Source organism: Bacillus sp. 7_6_55CFAA_CT2 (assembly GCF_000238655.1).
Taxonomy (GTDB): Bacteria; Bacillota; Bacilli; order Bacillales; family Bacillaceae_G; genus Bacillus_A; species Bacillus_A cereus.
This window is the reverse complement of the sequence record NZ_JH414709.1, coordinates 1,079,341-1,100,571: the sequence shown is the minus strand read 5'-3', so window position 1 is coordinate 1,100,571 and position 21,231 is coordinate 1,079,341. Positions and strand designations below refer to the sequence as shown.

The following is a 21,231-nucleotide window of genomic DNA, read 5'->3' as shown; positions in this document are numbered from 1 at the left end:
TGAGAAGGTGAAAAACGTGAAAGAAAGAACAATACAACCTGTTAATAACGGATTGAATGGCAACATTACAATCCCAGGTGATAAATCCATTTCACACCGTGCTGTTATGTTCGGTTCTATTGCAGAAGGGAAAACAACAATTAAAGGTTTCTTGCCCGGTGCAGACTGTTTAAGTACGATTTCATGTTTTAAAGAAATGGGAGTAGAAATTACGCAAAACGGTGATGAGGTTACTGTAGTTGGTAAAGGATTAGAAGGTTTACAAGAACCGAAAGCTGTATTAGATGTTGGTAATTCTGGTACAACAATCCGATTAATGTCAGGTATATTAGCTAACACACCATTTTTCTCTTGCGTACAAGGTGATGAATCTATCGCAAAAAGACCGATGAAGCGTGTAACAAACCCATTAAAACAAATGGGCGCAAACATAGACGGCCGAGAAGAAGGAACATTTACACCGTTAACAATACGTGGCGGAGATTTAAAAGCAATTGAATATATTTCTCCTGTTGCAAGTGCACAAGTAAAGTCGGCTATTTTACTTGCAGGTCTTCGTGCAGAAGGTGTAACAGCTGTTACAGAACCACATATTTCACGCGACCATACAGAAAGAATGCTCGAAGCATTTGGTGTTAAAGTAACTCGCGAAGGGAAAACAGTGAAGCTGTCAGGTGGACAAAAATTAACAGCAACAGACATTCAAGTGCCAGGTGACGTATCATCAGCAGCATTTTTCTTAGTAGCAGGTGCAATCATCCCAAATAGTAAACTAGTATTACAAAATGTAGGGATGAATCCAACCCGTACAGGTATTATTGATGTTTTAGAAAAAATGGGTGCTACGTTCACTGTAGATCTAATTAACGAAGGGGCATCGGAACCAGCTGCAAATATTACAATCGAAACATCTTCATTAAAAGGAATTGAAATTGGCGGAGATATTATCCCTAGATTAATCGATGAGATTCCTGTAATCGCATTAGCGGCAACGCAAGCAGAAGGAATTACAGTAATTAAAGATGCACATGAATTGAAAGTAAAAGAAACAAACCGTATTGATACAGTCGTTGCTGAATTAACGAAACTAGGAGCTCGCATAGAAGCAACTGATGACGGTATGATCATTTACGGAAAATCAGCTCTAAAAGGCAATACAGTAAATAGTTATGGTGATCACCGTATCGGAATGATGCTTGCAATTGCTGGCTGTTTGGCAGAAGGAAAAACAATTATTGAAGATGCAGAAGCAGTAGGTGTATCATATCCTACATTCTTTGACGAACTTCAAAAATTAGCTAAATAAAAAGGATGGAAAGCAGATACGTGATGTATCTGCTTTTTTTGTTAAAACGTCCTTGTAGTTTCACTTACCGAACTATAATAGTAAGAATTATGATACAATTCAAACAGGGAATGGAGGAGAATTATATGAATGTCATACAATTAAAAGAAGATAAGTTCAGAGAAGCATTACGTTTATCAGAATACGCTTTTCAATATAAAGTAGATGAGGAACGATTACAGCAGCAACTTACAAAGATGAAGGAAAGTCATGAAATATACGGCATTATGGAAGGGGAAGACTTAGCTGCAAAACTACACCTCATTCCGTTTCATATTTACATAGGTAAAGAAAAATTTAAAATGGGTGGCGTTGCAGGAGTAGCGACGTATCCAGAGTACAGAAGAAGTGGGTATGTAAAAGAGCTACTTCAACATTCACTTCAAACAATGAAAAAAGATGGCTATACAGTCTCTATGTTACATCCATTTGCTGTTTCATTTTATCGTAAATACGGCTGGGAACTTTGTGCGAATCTACTCAAATGTCATATAAGTAAGAGCGATTTAGTGATGAAAAAACAAGTAAATGGTACTGTGAAACGTTTTAATAAAGAAAATCATCCAGAAGAAGTCGAGAAGCTCTATGAAGCATTTGCAGAACGTTTTTCATGTATGTTAGTTCGAGAGAAGAACTGGTGGTTACAAGCGGTTTATGATGATTTAACATTAGCGATTTACTATGATGAAAATAAAAAGGCAGCAGGTTACATGTTATACAAAATAGAAAACTATAAAATGACAGTAGAAGAATTTGTACCACTGCATAATGAAGCACGAAATGGTCTGTGGAACTTTATTTGTCAGCATGATTCTATGATTAAAGAAATTGAAATGACAGTAAGTGAAAGCGAACCGTTATTATATTCATTGCAAGAGCCGCGCGTGAAGACAGAAATAAAACCATATTTTATGGGAAGAATTGTAGATGTGGAGCAGTTCTTTAAACAATATGAGTTGAATTGGAGCAATGTACAGCAAGAAGTGATCCTAAACATTACAGACGCATTTGCTCCGTGGAATAACATAACAGTGAGACTTGCAAATCATGAAATAACAATAATAAAAGAAAAAACAATAGATAAAGGCATCAAACTGGATATAAACGAGTTATCTACAATAATGTTCGGCTATAAACGTCCGTTACAACTGAATGAATTAGAATTAATTAGCGGAAGTGAAGAGGAAATACAAGCGTTTGAGAAAATAGTTCCGGTACGAGAAGCATTTATTTATGATTTCTTTTAAGTTTTCAATAGAAAATTGGGCTGCCCAAAAACAATTTTTGGGACAGCTTTCTCTTTGGTTGTCGGTAAGTCGATATATCCTGAAAATCGCTGATATAATTGGAGATGCGCCGATATATTCTGAAAATCGCTGATATAATTAGACTTGCGCTGATATATTCTAATAATCGTTGATATAATTTTTTCACTAAAACGTAACTATACTTTGTCACGCACTTGACTTTTAATCCATGTAATTTATAATTAAAAACGGAATGAATTTTCATTCCTGGAAATAGAGGTGGAAAAAATGGCTAAAAACAAACAAGAGGATATTTTTGATGCTGCGATGCAACTTTTTGCAGAGCGTGGTTACGATGGTACGACAATTCCAATGATCGCTGAAAAGGCAAAAGTCGGTGCGGGTACTATTTATCGCTATTTTGAAAATAAAGAGGCACTTGTTAACTCATTATTTTCAAAAAGTATGTTACAGCTTTCTGAAATAATAAAAACGGATTTTCCTGTTGAAGCAAATATTCGTGAACAGTTTAGTCATACGTACAACCGTTTATTTGAATTTGCGAGAAACAATGTAGATGCTTTTTTATTTACAAATTCTCACTGTGATAGTTATTTTCTTGATGAACAGAGTAAGAAAATATTTGATGATTTTATAGGCTTCTTTATGAATATTATTGAAGATGGAATCGCAAAAGGTTTTCTTCGTCCATTGCCTCCAGTTGCTTTAATTATTATTGTATATCAACCGCTAGAAAAATTAACGAAAGTAATTGCAACAGGGCAATTAGAATACTCGAAAGAGTTAGTAAAAGAATTAGAAGAAAGCTCTTGGAACGCTATTAGAATCATTTGATTCTATAGCTTTATAAGGAAAGGAATGAATATTCATTCCTAAATAGATTTAAAAAATGAGAGTAGGAAAGGATGTTTGTGTAACTAAGGGAATGAACATTCATTCCGGAAAGACTAGTTTAATAGAATTTACAAAATAATGTAATAGAACAATAGGAATGAACGTTCATTCCGTTGTTAACGTGAAACTTTCAAAACGGGAGATGATTCAAATGAGCAAGTTAAAAAGTTGGAGAAGTTTATCTTTTCTATTATGGATAGTTATTACTATTACAATGGTCGTAACGATGCCTAATATGGATCAATTAGTGAAAGAAAAAGGGAAAATTACAATCCCTAATACAAAGCAAAGCAGTATTGCTGACAAGATGATGAAAGAGATGGATAAAGAAGGGGTTGAAAGTATGAAATTATAGCCGTTTTTAATAGTGGCAATAAGGCAGCTTTAACAGATGAACAAAAAAAGGAAATAACAAAAACAATCAACGCCCTGCAAAATGAAAAAGAGCAATTAGGAATTAAGGAAGTTGTTTCACATTTAGACAATAAAGACTTGGAGAAACAATTAGTTTCTAAAGATAATACGACTATTTTAACGCAAATATCGATAGATAAAAAACATGGTGAAATATCAAAAGTTTCAAATAATCTTCATGAAAAAGTGCAAACGAAAGGGGTAAAAACGTATTTAACAGGAAGTGACTTAATAGCGGGTGATTTTCTTAAATCCTCTCAAGAGGGAGTGAAAAAGACAGAAGTTATTTCAATCATTTTCATTCTTGTAGTATTAATCCTCGTATTCCGTTCACCAGTTGTTCCAATTGTTTCTCTTCTTACAGTTGGTATATCGTATTTAGTTTCAATGGGGATTATTGCCCAGCTTGTAGATCAATTTAATTTTCCATTCTCAAACTTTACACAAGTGTTCGTAGTCGTCGTCCTGTTTGGGGTAGGAACAGATTATAACATTTTATTATATACGAGGTTTAAAGAAGAATTAAGTAAACAAGAAAATGCATTTTTAGCTACGAAAGAAACATTCAAATCAGCAGGTAAAACTGTATTATATAGCGGAATAGCGGTGCTAATTGGTTTTGCATCACTTGCTTTAGCAAGTTTTAAATTATATCAATCGACTTCAGCGGTAGCAATTGGTGTTTTAGTATTATTACTCGTATTAACGACTTTAAATCCATTTTTCATGGTGCTTTTAGGAAAAGGAATGTTTTATCCAGTTAAAACATTTAAAGGTCATGAGGATAGTCGCTTATGGGGATTCTTTGCGAAAAACTCAGTAGCAAGGCCATTTGTCGCTTTAATCATCGTATTCGTAATATCGATTCCTTTCGTATTAAAATACTCTAATACACTTAATTACAATGATTTATTTGAAGTGGATAATAAGTATGAATCCAAGATGGGTATTAACGTAATAGAGGATCATTTTCCGCCTGGTTTCTCTTCACCGAGTACATTAGTCATTCAATCTGATAAAAAGCTGGATGAAGGAACTTCTCTACAAATTTTAGACGAATTAACTGATAAAATTTCGAAAGTTAAAGGTGTGTCAGAAGTATATGCACCAACACGTCCAACTGGTGAGAAGATAAAAGAATTATATTTAAATAAGCAAGCGGGAGAATTGAATACAGGATTAGGAGATGCCGATGGTGGCATAAAGGAAATTAATGAGGGATTAACAGATGCGAAAAATAAAATGGGAAGTAATGATTCAAATAGTCTTGCGAATGTTCAAAAATTAATTGATGGAACGAACGAGGCGAAAAACGGGGTATCAGCATTAGGAACAGCTTTACATCAATTATCAAATGGCATAAACGACGGTGCACAAGGAGCACAGCAAATTGAGAGTGGTTTAGCTTCAGTAAACGAAAATATAAATGTTCTATCTAATGCAACGTCGCAGCTGCATGCTGGTTATGCACAGTTAGAAAAAGGTTTAAACTCTTACGATCAATTCTTCGGAAGTATTTTTCAAGCGATTGATGGTGCGAAAAAGGGATATGAACAAATTGAAATGTTAATGACCAATTTCGTTCAAACGAAACCAGAATTAGCGAATGATCCAAACATACAACAAACGATAGGAATTGCTAAAGAGGCTCAAAAGAAATTAAGCGTACTTTCAAATGAATTAAATCAATTAGCAACACAGCACAAAACGGCGATGAGTTCATTTAAAGAAGCGAATCAATCGTTACTGAAAGTGGATAACGGCTTAAAAGAAATGAGCAATGGAGTTAATAAGTTACAAAAGGGAGCAGCCGATCTTAAAAATGGATTAAATGAAGGTTCTTCAGGTTCAAAACAAATTGCAAATAAATCAGTTGAGTTACAATCTGGATTAACGAAAATAAACGATGGGCAAGGACAACTTTTAACGGGCCTTAAAGACCTGCAAGAAAAGATGGGGCAATTACAATCTGGTTTATCTAAAAGTACAGAAGGGCTTGGAAAAGTAAGTAATGGCCTGCATGACGCACAGAAATATTTAGGGGAGCTCAATGAATCGAAGAGCTCTGAGAAGTTTTATATTCCAAAAGAAGTGCTAGAGGGAGAAGATTTCCAAAAAGCATTGAACACGTACATGTCACAGGATAGAAAAATTGCTAAAATGACTATCATTTTAGATGTAAATCCGTATTCAAAAGAAGCGATGCCAATTATTCAAGAAATCAATAAAACAATCGATGGCACTGTAAAGGGAACGGAATTACATGATGCGAAAACAGCAATTGGCGGAACAACAGCTAGAAACGTTGATTTAAAAGAAGTAACAGGGCAAGATTTCTTACGTACAGCTACGATTATGTTGATTGGCATTGCGATTGTATTAATCGTAATTACACGCTCATTACTAAACACAATATTTATTATTGGCTCATTACTATTGGCGTACTTTGCATCACTCGGTATAAGCGAACAAATTAGTGCACATGTATTACATGTAGAGTCATTAAGCTGGAATGTTCCATTCTTTAGCTTCATTATGATTGTCGCTTTAGGAGTGGATTATAGTATTTTCGTAATGATGCGCTATAACGAGATAGAAGGGGATTCGGTAACGAAAATTGTAACTGCATCTCGTCATATAGGAGGAGTTGTATTATCAGCTGCGCTAATTTTAGGGGGGACATTTGCAGCATTAATTCCATCAGGTGTATTAACACTTATACAAGTTGCGTCAGTAGTTGGTGTTGCACTTCTTCTATTAGCTTTAATTGTGATGCCGATATTACTACCGGCGTTAATAGGGTTAACGAGTAAAATGAAGAGTTACAAAGAGAAAATAATAAATACGAAATAAGAAGAGACTGTAGGGAATGATTTCTCTACAGTTTTTTCGGTATATAATATTTCAGATGAAAATGAATCCGATATATTACAGAATGAGCAGTGAAAGGTTATATGAGAAAGAGGTCGATGATATACATACAATAGCTAGGGGAATGGACAAAAACTATCCGATTTCATTGTAGAAAGGTAATCAACCGTTGCTATTCATCCAGCTTCTACTATATAATAGCTATAGTCTACAATAATTGAGTCGTAATATGCGATTTTTTAAGACAATCGGTGAGAAAACGCTGAAATAAGCGGTATTAGTAGGAGGACACAAATGATTACAGTAAGTAACGTTAGTTTGCGTTTCGCGGATCGCAAATTATTTGAAGATGTTAACATAAAATTCACGCCAGGTAACTGCTACGGTTTAATCGGAGCAAACGGTGCTGGTAAATCTACATTCCTAAAGATTTTATCTGGAGAGATTGAACCATCAACAGGTGACATACATATTACGCCAGGTGAGCGTCTAGCAGTATTAAAACAGAATCACTTCGAATATGAAGAGTTCCCAGTATTAGAAACAGTAATTATGGGTCACACGCAACTTTACAAAGTAATGCAAGAGAAAAATGCTATTTACATGAAAGAAGACTTTAGTGATGAAGATGGAATGCGCGCTGCTGAACTTGAAGGTGAGTTCGCTGAGCTTAACGGTTGGGAAGCTGAGTCAGAAGCTGCAATTCTTCTTAAAGGTTTAGGTATTGGTGAAGACCTTCATGATAAGAAATTGTCAGAATTAACTGGGGCAGAGAAAGTAAAAGTATTACTTGCTCAAGCTTTATTCGGTCAACCTGACATTCTATTATTAGATGAGCCTACCAACCACTTGGACTTAAAAGCGATTCAATGGTTAGAAAACTTCTTAATGAACTTTGAAAACACAGTTATCGTAGTATCCCATGACCGTCACTTCTTAAATAAAGTATGTACGCACATGGCTGACCTTGATTTCGGTAAAATTCAACTTTATGTTGGTAACTATGACTTCTGGTATGAGTCAAGCCAATTAGCTTTAAAATTAACACAAGATGCTAATAAGAAAAAAGAAGAGAAAGTAAAAGAGTTACAAAACTTCATTGCACGCTTTAGTTCAAACGCTTCTAAAGCGAAACAAGCAACTTCTCGTAAAAAATTATTAGACAAAATTACATTAGATGATATTAGACCGTCATCACGTCGTTACCCATTCGTTGGCTTCACACCTGAGCGTGAAGTAGGAAATGACTTATTAACTGTTGAAGGTCTTTCTAAAACAATTGATGGTGAAAAAGTGTTAGATAATGTGTACTTCACTTTAAATAAAGGTGATAAAGTTGCATTTATCGGCCGTAACGATATTGCGATGACAACATTATTTAAAATTCTTATGGGTGAAATGGAGCCGGATAGCGGTTCATTCAAATGGGGTGTTACAACCTCTCAATCTTACTTCCCAAGAGATAACTCTAAGTACTTTGAGAACAGTGATTACAACTTAGTTGAATGGTTACGTCAATTCTCTCCACAAGATGAGTCTGAAAGCTTCTTACGTGGTTTCTTAGGCCGTATGTTATTCTCAGGTGAAGAAGTTAAGAAGAACGTTTCTGTATTATCTGGAGGCGAAAAAGTTCGTTGTATGTTATCTAAAATGATGTTAAGTGGTGCGAACGTAATCACACTTGACGATCCAACGAACCACTTAGACCTTGAGTCAATTACAGCATTAAACAACGGTTTAATTGCATTCAAAGGTACAATCTTATTCACATCTCATGACCATCAGTTCGTGCAAACAATTGCAAACCGCATTATCGAAGTAACACCAAACGGTGTAATCGATAAAGAGGCTACTTATGATGAGTTCTTAGAAAATGAGGAACTTCAAAAACAAGTAGATGCAATGTACAAAGGTCAATAATATATAATGAAAAAACTCGCTCTTTTTAGAGCGAGTTTTTTTGTCGAGAAAATGTAACATCGCTGGTCGATCAAATGAATAATTATTCAAATATAATATTAATGAACAGGAGAATTCTTTCATGTATGGAAGGGATGTAATGACTTTAAGATTTAAAGAGTTAGTTGAAGAAGGGAAATGTAAGTGGAGTAATATAATCAAATCGTATTATTTTGTCATGTGAAATATGTACCAAATTTGGAGATAGAATAGTTTGCGAATGAGTTTATAAAGGTATATAGTATGGGGTGTCATAATTAGTGGATGAATCTTGGGAGAAAACAGGAAATGTTACAAATTTATTTTGTTAAATAGAAACCAAGGTCAAAATGTCTAGAAAGAAATAGTTGAATAAATACTAGCTTCAAATTATAATTACTAATATTCTTCATATAGTTAAATAAAGATAATCTATTTGAAGAAGAAAATTTGAATAGAGAGACAGACTTATAAAAAAATAAGCCTTGGATGATCAAAAGAGGTGGAGAAATGAAACAGTTCTTATTAAAGAGCAAAAGTGTGTTAAGCAATCATTTTGGATTCTTTCTGTTTGCCGTTATTTTATTGTGGCTCAAAACATATGCAGCTTATGTAACAGAATTCAATTTAGGAATTTCAAACACAATCCAAAAATTCTTGCTGTTTTTTAACCCGCTTAGTTCAGCAGTTCTATTTTTAGGACTAGCATTATTTGCAAAAGGGAAACGATCTTATATTTGGTTAATTATCATTAATTTGTTATTGTCGATTCTTTTATACGCAAACGTAGTATACTATCGCTTTTTCAGTGACTTTATTACGTTCCCGACATTAACACAAACGAATAACTTTGGAGATTTAGGTGGTAGTATTCTTGCATTGCTACATCTTTATGATCCATTATACTTCTTAGACACGATTATATTAATTGTGTTAGTCGCAACAAAATTTGCAAATCCAAAACCAATTCGTGTTGCGAAGCATAAATTATCTCTAGTATTTGTAGCAGGTATTTTATTATTCAGTGTTAACTTAGGTCTTGCAGAGTCTGACCGTCCTGAATTATTAACAAGAACGTTTGACCGTAATTATATTGTGAAATATTTAGGTGCATACAACTACACAATTTATGATGGAATTCAAAGTGCGAAAGCATCGACAGAACGAGCATTAGCTGATGGTGATAATATGACAGAAGTACGAAATTATTTAACATCAACTTATGCAAGTCCAAATCCTGAGTATTTCGGTAAAGGAAAGGGAATGAACGTAATTTACATTCATTTAGAGTCATTCCAAAACTTCTTAATTGATTACAAATTAAATGGTCAAGAAGTTACACCGTTCTTAAACTCATTTACAAAAGATGCGAATACACTTTATTTTGATAACTTCTTCCATCAAACAGGACAAGGGAAAACATCTGATGCGGAGTTTATGTTAGAGAATTCAATGTTTGGTTTACCGCAAGGTTCTGTCTTTACAACGAAATCTCATAATACGTATCAATCAGCACCAGCTATTTTAGGACAACAAGGATACACATCAGCAGTATTCCACGGTAACTACAAAACATTCTGGAACCGTGATGATATTTATAAATCATTTGGTTTTAATAAATTCTTTGATGCGTCATACTACGATATGAATGAAAAAGACGTAGTAAACTACGGATTAAAAGATAAACCGTTCTTTAATGAATCTATTCCGTTATTACAAACGTTGAAACAACCGTTCTATACGAAGTTTATTACGTTATCGAACCATTTCCCTTATCCAATCGATAAGGCAGAAGCAACGATTGAACCAGCAACAACAGGTGATTCATCAGTAGATACGTACTTCCAAACAGCACGCTATTTAGACGAATCTGTAAAAGGCTTCATCGATTACTTGAAACAATCTGGTTTATATGATAACTCAATTATTGTTATGTACGGAGACCATTACGGCATTTCAGATAATCATAACGCAGCAATGTCAAAAGTAATGGGTAAAGAAATGAACTCATTTGAAAATGCACAGTTACAACGTGTACCATTAATCGTTCGTGTACCAGGAGTGAAAGGTGGCGTACAACATCAATATGGTGGTGAAATTGACGTTCTTCCAACGCTATTACACTTACTAGGTACAGATACAAAGAATTATGTTCAATTCGGTTCTGATTTATTATCACCAGATCATAAACAAGTCGTTGCGTTCCGTAACGGTAACTACGTAAGCCCAACAGTTACTGCACTAAACGGCAAATACTATGATACAACTACTGGAAAACCTGTAGAATTTACAGATGAAATAAAGAAAAATGAACAAATGGTTCAAAACTCACTAAAATACTCTGACCAAGTCGTAAATGGTGACTTATTACGATTCTACACACCGGAAGGATTCACTCCAGTAGATCGTTCGAAGTATAACTATAACAACCGTGATAAAAACAAAACAAAGGTAAAAACGACTCCGGAAGGGGAAGCTAAATAATAAAAGGCGCTATTCATATGAATAGCGCCTTTTATTTGTAAATATACCATCATTATGAGACAGAACCAGCTGTTGCTTTTTGTTTTGCCTTTCCGAAGAAAACTACACCGACGATGATAATAATGATAAATGCCCATTTAACGAAAGGGTTACTTTCGAAAAATCCAGCGAACCACTTCTCATCTACAATCATTTTCGCGGCAGTATAAGCTAAAACGGCTGCTCCGATCGTAATGATGACAGGAAAACGATCCACCCATTTTAAAATTAATGTACTGCCCCATACGACTACTGGAATAGACACTAATAGTCCGATGATTACTAAAGAAAAGTTACCATGGGCAGCTCCTGCAACAGCGAGTACATTATCAATGCCCATTAACGCATCAGCAATAATAATGGTTTTAATAGCAGACCAAAATCCTTCTTCGGCTTTAATATCATGGTTTTTGCCCTCAGCGATCAGCTTGTAAGCGATCCAAATAAGAAGTACACCACCAATTAGGAGTAATCCAGGTATTTTTAATAACCAAACGACAACTAAGGTAGCGAGGGCCCTAATAGCGATTGCTCCAATGGTTCCCCAAATGATAACTTTCTTTTGTTGGTCTTTCGGTAATCTTCTTGCTGCTAATCCAATTACAATGGCGTTATCTCCGGCTAACACTAAATCGATTACAATAATGGCAAGCAAGGCAGACAAATATTCAGATGAAAGAAAATCCATATACATATCACTCCTTAAGAGTAATATGTGCTAAAGTGTTGATAATATAAAAAAAGGATTGAAATTGTATATTCAATTCTTTTTTGACTGTATGTTTTTATTTTGGATAAGTCGCTTTTGTAGTTTTTTACTTATCACGTTTCTTTCTTAAATTGATTCCAAGCTTCTTCAGTTTGCACTATAAATACGATTATATAACATCTACTTATTTAAACTAGGTTAAAGATAGCATGTGATATTTCAAAGTTAAATTTATTTGATAAAAGGAAAGGGACGTATACTATTGATATGGTGCAAGCGTGTATAGGTTTTCTCTATAAGGAAATTCTAAAAACGATAAAAAAGACTTGATAACCTACTAGAGGGAATCAAGTCTTTTCATTACATACGATTATCATGCCAGAAGTTTAATGGGAAGTGTTCGTTCTCATTATATGCTTCTAATTCATATCCTTTTTCTTTCAGTCCTTTAATAATTCCAGGAACTGCTTTTACTGATTGTGGATGAATATCATGCATAAGGATAACTTCTGTTGGATTTGTAGCACCATGTAACACGTTTTCTACAATTTTAGCAGATGCAGCATCAACTTGCATTTTGTTATATTTCCAGTCTAAAGAATCAATTGTCCAATCCCAAACTTTTAAGCCATTTTCTACAACTTTGTTGCGAAGAGCTTCGTTTAATCCTGGCATAGAGCCGTAAGATGGACGAGTTAATACTGGTGATTTACCTAAAACACCAGCGATTAAGCCTTGGTCTTCCTTCATTTCATCTACGTAATGACCTTCAGTGTAAAGTTTCTTGTAGTTATGAGTCATACTGTGCATCCCAACGTAGTGGCCTTCAGCATCTTCGCGTTTTACAAGATCAGGGAAAGCTTTTACGTTTGAACCAATTAGGAAGAATGTTGCTTTTGCATTTTCTTTCTTTAACATATCTAAAAGCTCAGCTGTGTATTTTCCAGGACCGTCATCAAATGTTAAATAAGCGACTTTTCTAACTTGCCCGTTATAATGTTTTGGAGCTTCTTTCGGAGCAAGAGATGTTTGAATCTCACTTACAAGTTGAACAGATTTTGCTTCATCCTCTGTACTAGCTAGAGCAGTATGTACTGATCCAAAAGCCACTTCGTATGTGAATAATACCCCCGCACAAACTAACATAGCCCTTTTTACTAAAGTTGTCATTCGAATTCCATTGTGCATAATTTTCCTTCTCTCTATAAAAGTTCTACTCTACTATATTAGCAATTATAGGTAGGGAAATGCAAAAAACTTTTTTACAAGTGTAAAAAAGTTTACTCAAAAGTATGCAAGATTTTATATCAATTGCAGTTTTGAAAAATAGAATGAATTGAAACTTTATTATTTAAACTTTCAATCACCAAATCATACTTTCGTATCACTTCGTTTTCGTTCCAAATATTGATTCGAATATTTTGATTTTTATTGAAATATTGATAAAGAAACAATTACATGAAAAAAGGAGCGGGAATATGAATAATTATATTGGCACTACATGTGAAGTACAGTATTCCGAAAATGAAGAAGCACCTTCTCGCTGTAAAATTTGTAATCAGGAAAGGCCATATGTTAATCAAATTGGGCAGTCATGGATAACATTAGAAACAATGCAAAATAGCAATTTATACTAAAGTCCTATTGTTTATTAACTAATAGGTCTTTCAACTTAGGAAGCTCACACTAATGAGGGATGTTAAAGGGAATATATGTAACTTATACTAATTACTATAAAGCTTTGAAAACTGAAAAGGAGGAGAATTGCATGAAGAATTGGGTTCAATTTAGAATTGCAAGACCAACAGATAAATTTGAAGAAGTGATCAGTTTTTATGAAACAGGATTAGGACTAAAACGTATAGGGGAATTTCACAATCATGAAGGATATGACGGGGTTATGTTTGGATTACCAGATGAAGAGTATCATTTGGAGTTTACTACACATGTTAATGGAAGTCCATGTCCGGCACCGACAAAAGATAATTTACTAGTTTTTTATATGCCTAATAAAGATGAAATTGAAAAGATAGTGAATCGATTAAGTAATATGGGCTATCATGAGGTGGAACCAGAAAACCCGTATTGGATAGAGAAAGGAACCACAATAGAGGATCCAGATGGTTGGAGAATTGTGCTTATGAATGCATCTGAATAAGGAAACTATTTTCATATGAAATAGAGTGTAGCAAAATGATTTAGACATAAATCCCTACAGCGTTTGTAGGGATTTTTATATAAGAAAATCTTATTGAGAGAATTATTAAAATGTAGAAAGTATTTTGGTTAAGAATAAATGTAATCAATATCATTTATGCAGGAGGTATAGAAGTATGACATTAAAACATTTGTATGAGTTTTCTAAAAATGTCGGGAATACACCTCTCATTAAATTAGAATGCGAAGAAACGAAGAACCTTTCTATCTATGCTAAATGTGAATGGCATAACCCTACAGGATCAATTAAGGATAGGGCAGCACTTGGAATGATTAATAAATATTTACAAGAAGCGGACGAAAAACAAAATATTTTATTCTACGGAAAATTGTTACCATCAAAAAACTGTATGTTTAACATGTACAGTTTTTTGATGGTGTAGCTGTGCGATGTTTAGAAATTTCACATACCGTACTTTCAAAATAAATATAGGAAAACCAAAAAGTAATGTAGAATATATCGTACATACATATATACAGTCAACATAAAAGATAAAGAGGTGGGTATATGTTACTTGAGGAAGTAATGCAGCAATTAGAGGAATATGGAACAGAACAAAATCGAAAAACGTATAAAAACCACGGAGCGAAAGAGCCGTTATTTGGAGTTAGTTTTGCGAATTTAAAATTGTTAAAAAAGAAGATAAAAAAAGATCATGATTTAGCAGTTGGATTGTGGGAAACGAAAAATATGGATGCAATGACTTTAGCAACTTATATTTTAGACCCGAAAAAAATAACGACAGAACAGCTTAATAGTTGGATTCAGGATGTTGATTATTACTGTTTGATGGATGTTCTTATGAACTCTATATGTACTTCGCCAATTGCAATAGAAAGAATGGAAGAGTGGACAAAGTCTAATGATGAATGGATTGGAAGAGCTGGCTGGTCTTTATTAGCAAATATAGCGATTAAAAATAAAACGTTACATGATGATTTCTTCTCTCCGTACTTAGAAGAGATTAAAGAAAATATACATAATGAAAAAAATAGAAAAAAAGAAGCGATGAATAGTGCTTTAATCGCAATAGGAATTCGTAATGAAGACTTAGAGCGACAAGCGATTGAAATTGCACGTGAAATTGGAAAAGTAGAGGTTGATCACGGTGCAACGTCATGTAAAACACCAGATGCAGAAAGCTATATAAAAAAAGCGAGAGAAAGAGCTGAAAAAAAGAAAGTGAAATAAGAAAAGAGGATCGGTTATGAAAGCAATTGACGCAGCACAAAACATAATTACATTACAATTTTCTAATTGTGATGTAGCTTTACTCGGCGGAAGCGTTGCACGAGGAGAAGCGACGAAAACATCTGACCTTGATATTGTAATAGTTGACCAAAGTTTAACTTCTTGCTATAGGGAATCTTTCTATAGTAATGGATGGCCTGTTGAGGTGTTTGTTCATAATTTTGAAACATATAAAACCTTTTTCAAAATGGATTGTGATCGAGGGAGACCGTCGTTACCACAATTAGTTTCAGAAGGGATTGCATTAAAAGGGGAAAAGGAAATTATTGAGAAATTAAAAAAAGAAGCGAATGATTTACTACATAAAGGACCAGCTAAATGGACCGAAGAAACGATTAAGCAGAAGCGATATTTTATTACGGATACTTTAGATGACTTTATTGGTGCAACAAAAAGAGAAGAAGAATTGTTTATCGCTAATTTATTAGCGGATTTAGTACATGAATATGTATTAAGAGTAAATGGTAGGTGGCTTGGGAGTTCAAAATGGTTTATTAGAGTGCTAAAAAGATATGATGAGCAATATGCAAACAAATTTGTAGTCGCTTTTGATCATTTTTATAAAACGGGAGAGAAAAATGAATTAATTCATTTTATAGAAAAGACGTTAGAACAGTATGGTGGAAGAGTGTTCGAAGGATTTTCTATTGGTAAATAAAAAGGGGAGAGAAAAATGAATGTACCATATGTTCAATTAAGAGAATTGACACTAGATGATGTAGAAGATCGCTATCAATGGTCATTAGATAGAGATGTAACAAAGCATTTAGTTGTACCAGATCAATATCCTCCGTTCACTCGTGGAGATACGAGAAACTGGATTGAAGCTTGTATAAGCCGAAAAAATGGTTATGAACAAAGGGCAATCGTTACTGAGGCAGGTATACATATTGGATGGGTAGACCTTAAAAATTTTGATAAAACAAATAAAAATGCTGAACTAGGAATTGCGATTGGAAATAAAGACTATTGGGGTAAAGGATTTGGAATGGCAGCTCTAAACAGCATGTTACAAATAGGTTTTTCTCAGTTTGAATTGGAGAAAATTTGGTTACGTGTAGATGAAGATAATACAAAAGCTAAAAAGAGTTATGAAAGTGCCGGATTTGTATGCGAAGGGTTAATGAGAAATGATCGATTGAGACAGGGGAAGTTCATTCATCGCAATCGTTACAGTATATTAAAAGAAGAGTATGAATCAAAAAAAGTAGCCTATAAAAATATTATGTAAATTAAAAAGGGGAAGATAAAATGATTCGATTACTTACAAAAGCGGATGCAAAACAATATTGGGAGTTACGTTTACAAGCATTACAAGTAAATCCAGAAGCATTTATAACGACTTATGAAGAAGCAGTACGTCAAGAAAATCCTCTTGAACGAGTTGCTAGTAATCTTTCATCCAATAGTAGTTTTACATTTGGTGCTTTTAATAATGAAAATCGTTTAGTTGGGGTTGTTACTTTATTAACAGAAGAAAAAGACGCATATAAGCATAAAGGACATATCGTTGCAATGTATGTAGATACTGAAAATCGAAGAAGTGGTCTTGCACGTGATTTAATACGTAAAGCAATTGAAAGGGCAAAAGAGATGAAGCTAGAGCAATTGAATTTAGGGGTTGTGTCAACGAACGAACCAGCCAAACGATTATATGAATCAATGGGATTTAAAACATACGGAATTGAAAAAAGGGCTATAAAAATGAATGGTGTGTATAGTGATGATGAACATATGGTGTTGTTCTTTTAAGAGAGGAAGTTTTGTATGAAAAAGGCGAAACTGCGACAATAAGATGGTGAATATGGCATATAGCAGATCATAATTGGTATCATCAAGCTCATATCAGTCGTTTGAGGAAATTATACAGAGAATATAAACTACATATTCTTTAATTTTTGAATGAACGAACGCCCCTAAATAATAATTAAAGGAGGCGTTTGTTTTTATTCGTTCGCTTTTCTTCCCAAGCTATCATTAAATTTTTATGATAATCTTTTGGTTTCTCAATAGAAAACCAGTAAATTGAATGTGCAATAGTTGGTAGCCATCTTTTATAGCGGGTCGAGATTAAAGTAGATTTTGACCCTTGAAAATTTTGATATGTAATGGCCTCGATTTCATACCAATGCACTTTATTCCCATGTAAATCTACTACAATTCCTTCATCATCCCAAAGTGAAATGTAAGTTTGTATGTAGATTTTTCATCGCGTATACTAAAATATATGTCATAGAGATAAAAAATTAAATACAAGGGGTTTTACAATGAAAGCAATTGTTATAGGGATACTGGCATCATTTTTCTTTGCCTTTACCTTTGTTTTAAACCGGGCAATGGACTTAGAAGGTGGAAGCTGGATTTGGAGTGCATCATTACGGTATTATTTTATGGTTCCAATGCTATTACTTATTGTTATGTATAGAGGGAACTTAAAGCAACTCTTTCAATATATGAAAAACAATCCGAAAGAATGGTTAGTGTGGAGTATCGTTGGATTTGGTCTCTTTTATGCACCGCTTAGTTTTGCTGGAGCGTTCGGACCAGGTTGGCTTGTTGCATCAACATGGCAAATTACAATCGTTGCAGGGATTTTGTTAACACCATTTTTTGCGGTGGATCCACTACATAAAAAACTTCCGATGAAGGAATTAGTTATGTCGGGCATTATTTTATTCGGTGTTGTTCTCATGCAAGCAGAACATGCTTCTTCATTAGGTATTCGTGAAACCGTTTTATGTGTAGTTCCTGTACTTATTGCAGCATTTGCGTATCCTCTTGGAAATAGAAAAATGATGCAAGTTTGTAAAGGGGAATTAGATGTATTTCAGCGAGTACTCGGTATGACATTAGCAAGTTTACCATTTTGGTTTTTATTATCTGGTTACGAAGTATCAACAGGCGGATTACCGTCAAGTAGCCAAGTTTTTCAATGTTTTATTGTAGCAGTTAGCTCTGGGTTAATCGCGACAGTATTATTTTTCTTTGCAACAGATCTTGTGAAAGATGATCCGCAAAAATTAGCAACAGTGGAAGCGACGCAGTCTGGTGAAGTTTTATTTGCGCTAGTAGGAGAGCTGATCTGGTTATCTGCACCAATTCCGTCATCATTATCTTGGATTGGTATGAGTCTCGTTATTATTGGAATGATACTTCATAGTTATGTGGCTGTCGTTGTAAAAAAAGAAGAAAAAATAACGGCGTAATGAGATTAGCTCTTTTTATTAAGAGTTAGTCTTTTTTTCATAGAAAGGGATGAAAATATGAATTTACAGCGTGTTGAACAAATTGAAAAAGATTCAATATTAAATGTGCTACAATATGCCGTCGGTCCAAATGAAATAAGCTTAAAGAAAGCAGTATTATTTTATCAAAGTAATAAAGGGACTTTGTACAAATATGAAGAAAAAGCTTGTCTAGGTATTGAAGTAATCGGAGCAACTAAAGCACGAGTATGTCATATAGCAGTGGCTCCAGATTATCGTCAAAAAGGAATTGCACTGCAAATGATTAAAGAAGTGGTAAGGATATATCAATTGACTTATATAGAAGCAGAGACAGACGATGGGGCGGTAGAATTTTATAAAAGAATTGGTTTTCAAGTTAAAAGTTTAGGAGAAAAATATCCAGGGATAGAAAGATTTCATTGTTACATGGAAAAATAGCATGAAAATATATAATTGTACATATTGAATATAGTTTGAAAAAAATAATAATTTCATTATATAATATAGGTATCTGGAAAAATATAGATAAAAGAAGATGGGTGTATAACAAGTGAGAATGGATAAAAGTAAGTTTATAAAAATAGCTACTTCAATAGGGGTGTCATCTTTTTTATTAACAGGTTGTGGTGATTATGAAGAAGAAACTGCTCAGCAAGAAAGTACAGCTGTTAAAACAGATGGTGCAAAACAAAGAAATGAGCAAGAAACATTAAATTGTGATGATAAAGCCCCAACCAATGAAAATGTAGAGAAAGATGAGTTATGCAAGGAAAATAATCCGTCATTTTCATCTTATCATGAAAACTCTCATTTACCGATACTTCCATTTGTAGCAGGATATTTATTAGCGAGTAGAACTTCAAATATGAATTATACAGCAAAACCAAATTTAATGAAGAAACCGTATGCAAATAATGTTATTCCATATCGTGAAAAAGATGAGCGTAGAACAGGTGGCGGTAGTAGCGGTGGTTATTCTGGTGGTTCTAACGGTAACAATAATACTTCCAATAAAGTAGATTTAAATAAACAGCAGCTAAATCCATCCAATAAAGTAACACCAGATACAAATACGCCAAAATCATCTACTACGCAAACACCGAAAGTAAACTCTGGTTCAAGTGGAATTGGAAACGCAAAAGCGCCAGCAGGATCCTAAAACGAAAGGGTAATGGAGTAATGTATACAGAACGAGAGCAAGAAGAGTATATGAAAGTATGGTTTTCACTTGCAGAAGAGGCTAGTAGGAATGGTTTCACTTGGCCTAGTCTGTTAGAGAATGAAGAATGGAATCAATATATGGCAACAGGGATGTATCGCATGCCAGCAAAAACTTATACTGCTATCTCAAAAGCGACAGAAGAAATCATGTATGTGTTATATAGAACGTATCAATATATTGTAAATACGACAGAAGATTTTCAAAAACTTGGATTCCCAGCTGAAGCGTGGGAAATGGCGAGAATGAAACATAATGGTTTATTTTCATATTTTACAAGGTTTGATTTTATCGTAAATGGTGACGATATAAAATTAATAGAAGTAAATTGTGATACGCCAACAGGCTATTTAGAACCGTCTGTCGCAAATGAAGTGTTATGCCGTTATCATGATGTAAATCACCCAAACCATATAGAAGAGCATATTGTACAGGCATGGGAACAAATTAAACATGACTATCATATAGGCCCTGAAGAGACGATATATTTTACTAGTTATGATTGGCACGATGAAGATAGTCAAACGGTTCAGTTTTTAAGAACGTATTGCTTAAATCAGTCAACGGACTATGTAGGAATACAAGACATTGTCGTTGCGGAAGATGGTATATATACGCCAAGTGGAGAAAAAATAAAATATTTATATAGACTGTATCCAATAGAGTATTTAGTAACGGACGTTGATAAGAATGGAAAAAGGATTGGTTTGCAATTTTTAGATCATATTGCACAAGAAAGAGTGAAAATTATTAATCCGCCAGCCGCGTTTGTTATGCAAAACAAAAGTGTACTCGCACTAATTTGGAAGCTTTATGAAGAAAGTGTTTTCTTTACAGAAGAAGAGCAAGACATTATTTATAAATACTTTCTACCAACATATTTTTCAAATAAGCGATTTCTAGAAAGACATGAATCATACGTTTCCAAACCTGTATTTGGTCGTGAAGGTGGCGGAGTATCTATATACGAAAATGATGAATTATTAGCTGAAGATAAAACAGAGTATTACTTTGAACAAAGGAAGATATACCAGCAATACATAGAAATGCCTGACTATACCATTGACACATGGGATGGTCCATATACTGGTAAACTATTAATTGGCTCTCACTGTATAAGTGGAAGAGCAGCAGGCTTATTTTTACGTGTAGGTGAGAAAATAACGGGAAACTTATCAATGTTTACTGGGGTTACAATTGAAGGATAAAATAAACAAAGAGCTCATCATTTGTGATGAGCTCTTTCGTCTATGTATAAAACAGCTTTTTATGGTGGGGATGTAAAATCTTCACTTTCTTTTTGTGTTTTAAATCTGAATATCATAATTCAAATATTTTTGTGTAATAATATTAC

The 21,231-nt window shown here is 34.1% G+C and carries 17 protein-coding genes and 4 pseudogenes; 18 read left to right on the top strand and 3 right to left on the bottom strand.

Annotation, left to right across the window (positions count from 1 at the left end; all coding sequences use genetic code 11):
* Positions 1-16: 16 nt before the first annotated feature.
* The 6 genes and pseudogenes from aroA to ltaS all read left to right on the top strand — a co-directional run bounded on the left by aroA (position 17) and on the right by ltaS (position 11,214).
* Entirely contained in the window at positions 17-1,306 is a 1,290-nt protein-coding gene (gene aroA / locus HMPREF1014_RS14690) for a 3-phosphoshikimate 1-carboxyvinyltransferase (protein ID WP_000664630.1), read from the top strand.
* A 125-nt stretch (positions 1,307-1,431) separates the two neighbouring features.
* Complete coding sequence (locus HMPREF1014_RS14685) at positions 1,432-2,592, top strand: GNAT family N-acetyltransferase (RefSeq protein WP_001100919.1); 1,161 nt, start codon at positions 1,432-1,434, stop codon at positions 2,590-2,592.
* A gap of 288 nt (positions 2,593-2,880) precedes the next feature.
* On the top strand, positions 2,881-3,447 hold the full coding sequence (locus tag HMPREF1014_RS14680) for a TetR/AcrR family transcriptional regulator (protein ID WP_001107303.1): 567 nt from the start codon (positions 2,881-2,883) through the stop codon (positions 3,445-3,447).
* 211 nt (positions 3,448-3,658) lie between these two features.
* Positions 3,659-6,774: pseudogene (locus HMPREF1014_RS14675) on the top strand (MMPL family transporter).
* 312 nt (positions 6,775-7,086) lie between these two features.
* Positions 7,087-8,712, top strand: coding sequence for an ABC-F family ATP-binding cassette domain-containing protein (locus HMPREF1014_RS14670; RefSeq protein WP_000633864.1), 1,626 nt, complete (start codon positions 7,087-7,089; stop codon positions 8,710-8,712).
* A gap of 528 nt (positions 8,713-9,240) precedes the next feature.
* Entirely contained in the window at positions 9,241-11,214 is a 1,974-nt protein-coding gene (gene ltaS, locus HMPREF1014_RS14665; protein ID WP_000808770.1) for a lipoteichoic acid synthase, read from the top strand.
* Positions 11,215-11,266: 52 nt separating this feature from the next.
* Here the strand turns inward: ltaS and HMPREF1014_RS14660 are convergent, their stop codons facing one another.
* Entirely contained in the window at positions 11,267-11,941 is a 675-nt protein-coding gene (locus HMPREF1014_RS14660) for a TerC family protein (RefSeq protein ID WP_000346955.1), read from the bottom strand.
* A gap of 381 nt (positions 11,942-12,322) precedes the next feature.
* On the bottom strand, positions 12,323-13,150 hold the full coding sequence (locus tag HMPREF1014_RS14655) for a peptidoglycan-N-acetylglucosamine deacetylase (RefSeq protein WP_000551452.1): 828 nt from the start codon (positions 13,148-13,150) through the stop codon (positions 12,323-12,325).
* A gap of 290 nt (positions 13,151-13,440) precedes the next feature.
* On the opposite strand from HMPREF1014_RS14655, the pseudogene HMPREF1014_RS30085 reads away from it, so the two are divergent.
* From HMPREF1014_RS30085 to HMPREF1014_RS32150, 8 genes and pseudogenes are all read left to right on the top strand, one after another.
* Positions 13,441-13,596 (top strand): annotated as a pseudogene (locus HMPREF1014_RS30085) (hydrolase); the annotation flags it as partial.
* Positions 13,597-13,730: 134 nt separating this feature from the next.
* Positions 13,731-14,120, top strand: coding sequence for a VOC family protein (locus HMPREF1014_RS14650; protein WP_000800670.1), 390 nt, complete (start codon positions 13,731-13,733; stop codon positions 14,118-14,120).
* A 175-nt stretch (positions 14,121-14,295) separates the two neighbouring features.
* Positions 14,296-14,502, top strand: a pseudogene (locus HMPREF1014_RS14645) (pyridoxal-phosphate dependent enzyme); the annotation flags it as partial.
* Positions 14,503-14,687: 185 nt separating this feature from the next.
* Entirely contained in the window at positions 14,688-15,371 is a 684-nt protein-coding gene (locus HMPREF1014_RS14640; protein WP_000923454.1) for a DNA alkylation repair protein, read from the top strand.
* Between the two features lie 16 nt (positions 15,372-15,387).
* On the top strand, positions 15,388-16,089 hold the full coding sequence (locus HMPREF1014_RS14635; protein WP_000643680.1) for a nucleotidyltransferase domain-containing protein: 702 nt from the start codon (positions 15,388-15,390) through the stop codon (positions 16,087-16,089).
* A gap of 15 nt (positions 16,090-16,104) precedes the next feature.
* Positions 16,105-16,662, top strand: coding sequence for a GNAT family N-acetyltransferase (locus tag HMPREF1014_RS14630; protein ID WP_001102496.1), 558 nt, complete (start codon positions 16,105-16,107; stop codon positions 16,660-16,662).
* A 20-nt stretch (positions 16,663-16,682) separates the two neighbouring features.
* The gene (locus tag HMPREF1014_RS14625; protein WP_000620317.1) at positions 16,683-17,183 is read left to right on the top strand and encodes a GNAT family N-acetyltransferase; all 501 of its coding nucleotides are present in this window, start codon (positions 16,683-16,685) and stop codon (positions 17,181-17,183) included.
* Positions 17,180-17,326 (top strand): annotated as a pseudogene (locus HMPREF1014_RS32150) (DinB family protein); the annotation flags it as partial. The gene HMPREF1014_RS14625 and the pseudogene HMPREF1014_RS32150, both read left to right, overlap by 4 nt.
* A 32-nt stretch (positions 17,327-17,358) precedes the next feature.
* Here the strand turns inward: HMPREF1014_RS32150 and HMPREF1014_RS31875 are convergent.
* Complete coding sequence (locus HMPREF1014_RS31875) at positions 17,359-17,565, bottom strand: hypothetical protein (protein WP_002103241.1); 207 nt, start codon at positions 17,563-17,565, stop codon at positions 17,359-17,361.
* A 133-nt stretch (positions 17,566-17,698) separates the two neighbouring features.
* Between HMPREF1014_RS31875 and HMPREF1014_RS14615 the strand changes: the two genes are divergently transcribed.
* From HMPREF1014_RS14615 to HMPREF1014_RS14600, 4 genes are all read left to right on the top strand, one after another.
* A complete protein-coding gene (locus tag HMPREF1014_RS14615) occupies positions 17,699-18,637 on the top strand; it encodes a DMT family transporter (RefSeq protein WP_000644587.1) in 939 nt (312 codons plus the stop codon).
* Between the two features lie 57 nt (positions 18,638-18,694).
* Positions 18,695-19,096, top strand: coding sequence for a GNAT family N-acetyltransferase (locus HMPREF1014_RS14610; protein ID WP_001053322.1), 402 nt, complete (start codon positions 18,695-18,697; stop codon positions 19,094-19,096).
* A gap of 112 nt (positions 19,097-19,208) precedes the next feature.
* Positions 19,209-19,817, top strand: a complete 609-nt coding sequence (locus HMPREF1014_RS14605) for a hypothetical protein (protein WP_001242169.1) — start codon at positions 19,209-19,211, stop codon at positions 19,815-19,817.
* Between the two features lie 20 nt (positions 19,818-19,837).
* Positions 19,838-21,085, top strand: a complete 1,248-nt coding sequence (locus tag HMPREF1014_RS14600) for a glutathionylspermidine synthase family protein (RefSeq protein WP_000287883.1) — start codon at positions 19,838-19,840, stop codon at positions 21,083-21,085.
* Positions 21,086-21,231: the final 146 nt, after the last annotated feature.